This is a genomic window from Capnocytophaga sp. oral taxon 338 str. F0234 (assembly GCF_000192225.1).
GTDB lineage: Bacteria > Bacteroidota > Bacteroidia > Flavobacteriales > Flavobacteriaceae > Capnocytophaga.
This window is the reverse complement of record NZ_GL872413.1, coordinates 150,898-158,546: the sequence shown is the minus strand read 5'-3', so window position 1 is coordinate 158,546 and position 7,649 is coordinate 150,898. Positions and strand designations below refer to the sequence as shown.

Sequence of the window (7,649 nt, the reverse complement as noted above, 5' to 3'; positions counted from 1 at the left end):
GAAATCTCTTGGCAAAATGTCTATTACTACTTCAATAAATGGAGTAAAGATGGTAGTTTTCAGCGAGTATGGTTGAATCTATTAAGTAAGAAGAAAAGAAAGTTAGATATGTCTTGCGTTCAATTGGACGGTAGTCATACACATTGTCGGCAAAAAGGAGAATCTACAGGCTATCAAGCAAGAAAAAAATCCGTAACCACAAATAGCATTTTTTTGTGTGATAATAAAGGGCAAATGATAGCAATGGGGAGTCCTAAAGCTGGAAATCACAATGACTTATATGAAATAGAAGAAGTACTAAAAGAAATCTTAGCTTTATTAGAAGAAGCAGGAATAGAACACAAAGGTCTATTTCTCAATGCTGATGCAGGATTTGATAGCAAATCTCTTAGAGAGTTTTTAGAAAGCAAAGAAATTATAGCAAATATTAAACCTAATCCCCGAAATGGAGAGCAACCAGATGTTTATTTTGATGAAGAATTGTACAAAAATAGGTTTAAGATTGAACAAGCAAATGGTTGGCTTGACGGATATAAAGGTTTGATAATGAGATATGAGTATCTTGATGTAACTTGGATTGGGATGCTTCTATTAGGGTTTATCTCCAAGTTCCTCAAAAAAGTTTAAACACGTTTATTATTCACCGTTATTCCCTTAGCTATTGCTTTTTTGATAGTATTGGAAGGGTAGTAAGTAGTAGGCGTATAGCCATTGTCAAGGATTGCATATCGCTTGATAAGGCTATTTTTTATATCAAAAAGGTAGATATAGTATTCGTTAAGTGTAGCCTCTGAATAGCCAACAATAGCAAAGACATCGTTATCTTTCCAAAATACATCATGAGATACCTCAAGGGAACCTAAAAAGAGGATCATGGTGTGGTGGCGGAGCCTTCGATCGGTAAGGTTGATATTTTGGCTGTCATCCATGTTAAAAGAAAGTTCACCATCGGAGATCTCACACCCTTTGTACTCATTGACATAGCGCATCTTATCAGGAGAATAGAGGTTACAGATATCATCACCTACATCATCTGCTGCCTCAAAAGGGTGGTAATAGAGACTCTCCTTATCTTGCCCTGCATTGATAAGGGCATGCGCTTCTGTACGAGTAAGTCGCGCCTCATGAAGGTCAATGTGATAGAAGTCCAACCATGGCTTGATAAAGGATTGCAAAAGAGCTATATCCTGCTCATCAATTAAGGGAGCCTCATAAAAAGATCTCAAAAACTTTGCCTTTTCCTCTTTCCAAAAAGCCTTTAAGTAGCGTTCCCTCCAAAAGTCACTATCTCCCAGCCTGCTAAAAAGAGTAGGCTCCTCATTGACAGGCGCCTCCCTTTCAGGTCTACAACTGCTCAAAAGCACAAACAGTAATAGTATGAAGGACAATAGTTTTTTCATTCTTTACTTTTTACTTTTTAACGGGTTCTCCGTATAGGTCAAAATCGGTAGCCTCTGTAATTAAGATGTCGGCAAAGTCACCTATTTTCACATAATGCTTAGCAGCATCTATAAGGACTTCGTTATCCACATCGGGGGAGTCGTACTCGGTACGACCTACAAAGTACTGCCCCTCTTTGCGGTCAATAAGGCAACGGAAAGTCTTACCCACCTTGGCTTGGTTCAGCTCCCAAGAGATTTGGGACTGTATCTCCATAATCTCAGCGGCACGGCGTTGCTTTACCTCTTCAGGGACATTATCCTCTAACTCATAAGCGGCTGTATTTTCCTCATGGCTATAGGTAAAACAGCCCAAGCGTTCAAAACGCATCTGGCGGACAAACTCCTTAAGCAATTCAAAATCTTCTTCTGTTTCATTTGGATAACCCACGATGAGGGTAGTGCGGAGGGCAATTTCAGGTATTGCTTTGCGGAAATCCTGTAACAGGCGAGTAGTTCTCGCTTGGGTGGTGCCTCGCTTCATACTCTTAAGGATAGGGTCAGCGATGTGCTGAAGAGGAATATCCAAGTATTTGCATATTTTAGATTCCTCTTTCATCACCTCAAGTACATCTTTAGGAAAGCCTGTTGGGAAGGCGTAATGAATACGTATCCACTCAATACCTTCTACCTTTGCTAAGGCGCGCAATAAGTTAGCCAGCGTACGTTTGCCATAGAGGTCTAAGCCATAATAAGTGATATCTTGAGCTATGAGGATCAGCTCCTTTACTCCTTTCTTGGCAAGTTTTTCGGCTTCTACGATCAAGTCCTCTATGGGGGTACTTTTGTGCCTACCACGCATCAGAGGAATCGCACAGAAGCTACAAAGGCGATCACATCCCTCAGAGACCTTTAGATAAGCATAATTCTTTGGAGTAGTGGTCAGACGCTCACCTATAAGTTCATGCTTATAGTCGGCTCCTAATACCTTTAAAAGGACAGGGAGTTCAGTAGTACCGAAGTACTGATCTACATTTGGAATTTCCTTTTGCAAGTCAGGCTTATAACGTTCTGAGAGGCAACCCATCACGAAAACCTTATCTACAAGCCCTTCTTCTTTTTTTTGGATATATTCTAAAATAGTGTTAATACTTTCTTCTTTAGCATTATTGATAAAACCACAGGTATTAATCACTACGATATTTCCGGTTTCCTCATGTACTACTTCCTTGCCACTGGCTTTGAGTTGTCCCATAAGTACCTCACTATCATATATATTTTTGGAACATCCTAAGGTAACTACATTGATTCTATTTTGTTTAATGGATTTTGTCCGCATGATGGTTGTTGTCTGTTTTTAGGGTGCAAAAATACATCTTTTAAAAGAATAAAAGAAATATTTTGTTTGTAAGAGAAAAAAATCATACTTTTGCATGTTTATACTTAAAAAATAAATATTATGAAAGTAGCCGTAGTAGGAGCCACAGGGCTCGTAGGTAATGTAATGCTGGAGGTTTTAGCAGAACGCAATTTTCCAGTAACAGAATTGATTCCTGTAGCTTCAGAAAAATCAGTAGGAAAGACAATCACTTTTAAAGGGAAAGATTATAAAGTAGTGGGGATGACTCAAGCCATCTCTCTCAAACCTGATGTAGCTCTGTTCTCTGCTGGAGGAGATACCTCTAAGGAATGGGCTCCTAAATTTGCTCAAGTGGGTACTGTTGTGGTGGATAACTCCTCCGCTTGGCGTATGGATCCTACCAAGAAATTGGTGATTCCAGAGATTAATGCTGATGTACTTACCCCTGAGGATAAGATTATCGCAAATCCAAATTGTTCTACTATTCAGATGCTTGTAGCTCTGTCACCCTTGCGCAAATATGGTATCAAACGTATTGTAGTCTCTACCTACCAATCCATCACAGGAACTGGTGTAAAAGCAGTTAACCAGTTGGAAAATGAATACAAGGGAATTCAAGGGGAGATGGCATATCATTATCCTATCCACCGCAACGCCATCCCTCACTGCGATGTATTCGAGGAGAATGGCTACACCAAAGAAGAAATGAAACTCGTGCGGGAAACTAAGAAAATTTTTGGAGATGATTCCATACGAGTCACTGCTACTGCCGTACGTATTCCTGTAGTAGGAGGTCATAGTGAGTCCATAAATGTAGAATTCGAACAAGAATATGACCTTTCCGAGGTACGTAAGCTCCTTAGTCAAGCCCCTGGAGTGGTCTTGCAGGACAATACCGATACCAACACCTACCCAATGCCTATCTATGCCCATGGCAAGGACGAGGTCTTTGTAGGTCGTGTGCGTCGTGATGAATCCCAACCTAAGACCCTTAACCTCTGGGTGGTTGCCGATAACCTTCGTAAAGGTGCCGCTACCAATACCATCCAGATTGCTGAGACACTCATCAAAAAGGGAATCCTTAAGTAATGCTCCCCTAACCCACAGAGGAGCGGATTTTAAATAATGAGCAATATTTGTAGGGGCGAATTGCTATTTGCCTTTACTTTCATCCTTTATTATTCAATCTATGAAACATATCTTCCTATTACTCTCCTTTTTTTTCTATATAGATATTGCAACGGCACAGATGGAGGTAGCAGCCGCTACTGTGTCTGATACAATTCCTGTGGATGAAAATTGGGTACCTAAGGATATCGAACAATCTTACCAAATAGAACCTGATCTTTATTTTACCTATCAAAAACCAAAGTTCTGGGATATTATCAATAAGGCACCACGCAATACACTTAATACACTGAAGGACTTTGTGGCTAAACCTTATTATCCGTATGGAATAGGTGCTTTAGCTGCTACAGGAGCTCTGATTCCTGCTGATCCCTGGCTGATTCGGGAAAGTCGTAGTTTGGGAGAGCGTATAGGATTGAATGAAGCACATACCTATAAGAAATTGGGCTTCCTCAAGATCATCCCTGCCGATGTGAATTCTGCTTTGTATTTTGTAGGCAATGGGACAACTTTTATTCTTATTAGTGGAGGTCTGGCTACTTATGGACTTATCACCAATGATTACAGGGCAAAGAGTACCGCTATGCAACTGATTGAGAGTATCCTTATTACAGGTGTTTTTGTGCAACCTCTTAAGCGACTTACCGGTAGGGAGAGTCCTTTTATTACTGCTAAGAATGGAAATTGGCATAGTTCTTGGACATTTGCTCCGAGTTTTGCTGCTTACCAAAAAGACACTCCTTGTTATGATGCTATGCCCTCTGGTCATCTTACGACCGCTATGGCAGCGGTAACTGTATTGGCAGAGAATTATAAGGATTATAAGTGGATAAAACCTGTGAGTTATACGGCTCTTGCGCTGATGTCCTTTGAGATGATGCAGAGTAAGGTGCATTGGGCTTCAGATTATCCTTTAGCTATCTTTATGGGATACTTGATAGGAAAGAATATCGCTAAAACACGTATCTATGAATCGGACTACCGAAAGATGACCACCCAAAAATACCAATGGCGTTTTTCTAGTTCTACTTCTTGGGAGGGAACTCAACTTTATGGAGTAACTCTAACATGGTAAACTGTTGAAAAATAAAATTTCACGGAATTATAAAAAGCATTAATTTTGCACCCGCAAATTTGTAGATTAAATTTATTAATTAATGAAGAAGTATTTATTACCTTTATTAGTAGTTGCTCTTACAGCAACCCATTGTACAAAGGAAGGTGAAAAAGTGGTTGTACAAGAGAAAGTTACTCATGGTAGCACTATCCTTTCAGGTAATGGAACTCCGAGCACTTCTCAAGGAGAAAAGGGAGATTATTATTTAGACCTTAAGACTGCCAATCTCTATGGTCCTAAAACAACAGACTGGGGTAGCCCTGTACTGAATCTTAAGGGAATTGCTGGAAAAGATGGAAAAGACGGGCAGAATGGACAGCCTGGGACTAATGGAAAAGATGCTCCAGTTCCTCATATAAAAGATGGTTATTGGTATGTGGGAGATCAATCTACTGGTATAAAGGCACAAGGAGAGAAAGGACAGGAGGGGCGCCCAGGTCGTGATGGACAACCAGGAGCCAAAGGAAATGATGGGCAAAATGGACAGCCTGGGACTAATGGAAAAGATGCTCCAGTTCCTCATATAAAAGATGGTTATTGGTATGTGGGAGACCAACCTACTGGTATAAAGGCACAAGGAGAGAAAGGACAGGAGGGGCGCCCAGGTCGTGATGGACAACCGGGGCAACCAGGTACTAATGGACGTGATGGGCAACCAGGGCAGGATGGATCTAAGATATTAGCCGGGGACCGTGCTCCTCAAGCTACTGATGGGGCGGTAGGAGATTATTTTATAGATAAAGCCGCTAAGATATTCTATGGACCCAAAACGACCTCAGGATGGCCTTCTACAGGGATTTCTTTGGTAGCTAACCAAGTTACTACAGCAGATTATGAACTTAGCAATGATGGAAAAACTTTGGTAAAATGGCTCAATGAAAAGACCCGTGTGATTGATATGAATACTGATCCTAAACTTAAAAATGTAGAGAAAATAGAGGCTAATGCTTTTAATGCTCAAACGAATAATTTGACATACCAACTTACAACAATTATCATAGGGGAACGTGTTCGAGAAATAGGAATGTATGCCTTTAACCTATGTAGGAAATTAAAGGAAGTGGAGTTTCCAGAAGGAATTACCAAAATTAATAGTGGTACTTTTGCAGAATGTTATAACTTATTCTCTATTACCCTTCCCGAGAGTCTTATAGAAATAGGTAATGGGGCTTTTTCTAGTTGTATCAAGCTCCCTACTATCATTTTCCCTAAAAAAGTTAATAAAATAGGGAATAATGCTTTCAAAAATTGTCCTAACTTACATTCAATTATTTTAGAGAATAGAACAGCTTTTGAGATTAAGCCTTTGCAATTTGGGAATTCAGATACCTTACAAAATATCTTTGTTCCTAAAGGTACTGAAACTGCTTATAAAAATTCTATAGCAGATGCTAATTACAAAGCTAAAGTAAAAGGAATAGGAATATAGAACATAAGTTTTATAAAGTTTTAAATAGAAGAGGCTGTCTGAAAAACTTTCGGACAGCCTCTCTTACTATTTAAAAAATCCAAAAAAATGAAAAAGATTTACTCTTGCATACCTGCTTGTATGGCAGTGATAAGTACAGTATTGTAAATATCGGGTACAGTAGCCCCGCGGCTAAGGTCGTTTACAGGTTTTTTCAATCCTTGCAACATAGGTCCTATAGCAATAGAGTGTGTTTCTCTTTGTACGGCTTTGTAAGTGATATTTCCTGCGTTAAGGTCAGGAAAGATAAGTACAGTAGCTTGGCCAGCAACAGGTGAATCTGGCATCTTTTGTTTGGCAACGGTAGCATCTACCGCAGCATCGTATTGGATAGGGCCTTCTACGAGTAGGTCAGGGCGTTGTGCCTTTACCATTTCGGTGGCTTCACGGACTTTATCTACTTCTTCACCACTTCCTGAAGTACCAGAGGAATAGGATAGAAGGGCTACTTTAGGCTCTATACCGAAAGCCTTGGCGGAGTCAGCAGAGGTGATAGCGATTTCGGCTAATTGTTCCGCAGTAGGTTTAGGGACTACTGCACAGTCACCATAAACCAATACACGATCTGGTAAAATCATGAAAAATACAGAAGAGACTGTTTTTACGCCTTTCTTAGTCTTTACAAATTGTAAAGAAGGGCGAATAGTATGTGCGGTAGAGTTCACTGCACCGGAGACCATTCCGTCGGCTTCTCCCATGAATACCATCATAGTACCATAGTAGGAAGCATCAAGCATAAGTTCTTTAGCTTGTTCCTCTGTCATCCCTTTTTCCTTACGGATTTCATATAATTTTTTCCAATAGGACTCATAGTTAGGACTGTGTTTAGGAGAAACGATTTTGATACGGTTGGTATCCCATTTAAGTCCTAATTCTTTTACATGAGCGAGTACTTTGTCTTCATCTCCCAAAATAGTGAGAGTGGCGAGCCCATCTTGGGCAAGTTCAGCAGCGGCGCGGAGGATTCTCGCTTCCTCTCCTTCGGGAAGGACAATATGTTTTTGTAGCTTCCTAGCTGTTTCTACCATGTAATTTTGAAACTTCCTTGAAGCCTCTGAGGTTACATCTGTTTTGTTCATTTGGATAGTATTTTATTAAACTTTTTACTCCACAAAGTTACGAATTATATTTTGAAAAGGGTATCTTTTTCAAAGATTTTTAAATAAAGAAGAGGCTGTCCAAAAAAGGACAGCCTCT

At 40.0% G+C, this 7,649-nt stretch carries 6 protein-coding genes and 1 pseudogene; 4 read left to right on the top strand and 3 right to left on the bottom strand.

The window, feature by feature from the left end; all coding sequences use genetic code 11:
* On the top strand, positions 1–627 hold a 627-nt coding region (locus HMPREF9071_RS00720; RefSeq protein WP_009744608.1), incomplete at its 5' end, for a transposase.
* Here HMPREF9071_RS00720 and HMPREF9071_RS00715 read toward each other — a convergent pair.
* Positions 624–1,400, bottom strand: a complete 777-nt coding sequence (locus HMPREF9071_RS00715; RefSeq protein WP_009744607.1) for a hypothetical protein — start codon at positions 1,398–1,400, stop codon at positions 624–626. The two genes, HMPREF9071_RS00720 and HMPREF9071_RS00715, sit on opposite strands and share 4 nt — an antisense overlap.
* A 10-nt stretch (positions 1,401–1,410) precedes the next feature.
* The gene (rimO, locus tag HMPREF9071_RS00710) at positions 1,411–2,718 is read right to left on the bottom strand and encodes a 30S ribosomal protein S12 methylthiotransferase RimO (protein WP_009744606.1); all 1,308 of its coding nucleotides are present in this window, start codon (positions 2,716–2,718) and stop codon (positions 1,411–1,413) included.
* 120 nt (positions 2,719–2,838) lie between these two features.
* Between rimO and HMPREF9071_RS00705 the strand changes: the two genes are divergently transcribed.
* The 3 genes from HMPREF9071_RS00705 to HMPREF9071_RS00695 all read left to right on the top strand — a co-directional run bounded on the left by HMPREF9071_RS00705 (position 2,839) and on the right by HMPREF9071_RS00695 (position 6,413).
* Positions 2,839–3,828: an aspartate-semialdehyde dehydrogenase gene (locus HMPREF9071_RS00705; protein ID WP_009744605.1), complete on the top strand. Its 990-nt coding sequence runs from the start codon at positions 2,839–2,841 to the stop codon at positions 3,826–3,828.
* Between the two features lie 100 nt (positions 3,829–3,928).
* Entirely contained in the window at positions 3,929–4,942 is a 1,014-nt protein-coding gene (locus tag HMPREF9071_RS00700) for a phosphatase PAP2 family protein (RefSeq protein WP_009744604.1), read from the top strand.
* Positions 4,943–5,024: 82 nt separating this feature from the next.
* A complete protein-coding gene (locus HMPREF9071_RS00695) occupies positions 5,025–6,413 on the top strand; it encodes a collagen-like protein (protein ID WP_009744603.1) in 1,389 nt (462 codons plus the stop codon).
* Between the two features lie 98 nt (positions 6,414–6,511).
* Here the strand turns inward: HMPREF9071_RS00695 and pta are convergent.
* Positions 6,512–7,498, bottom strand: a pseudogene (gene pta, locus HMPREF9071_RS00690) (phosphate acetyltransferase); the annotation flags it as partial.
* Positions 7,499–7,649 lie beyond the last annotated feature (151 nt).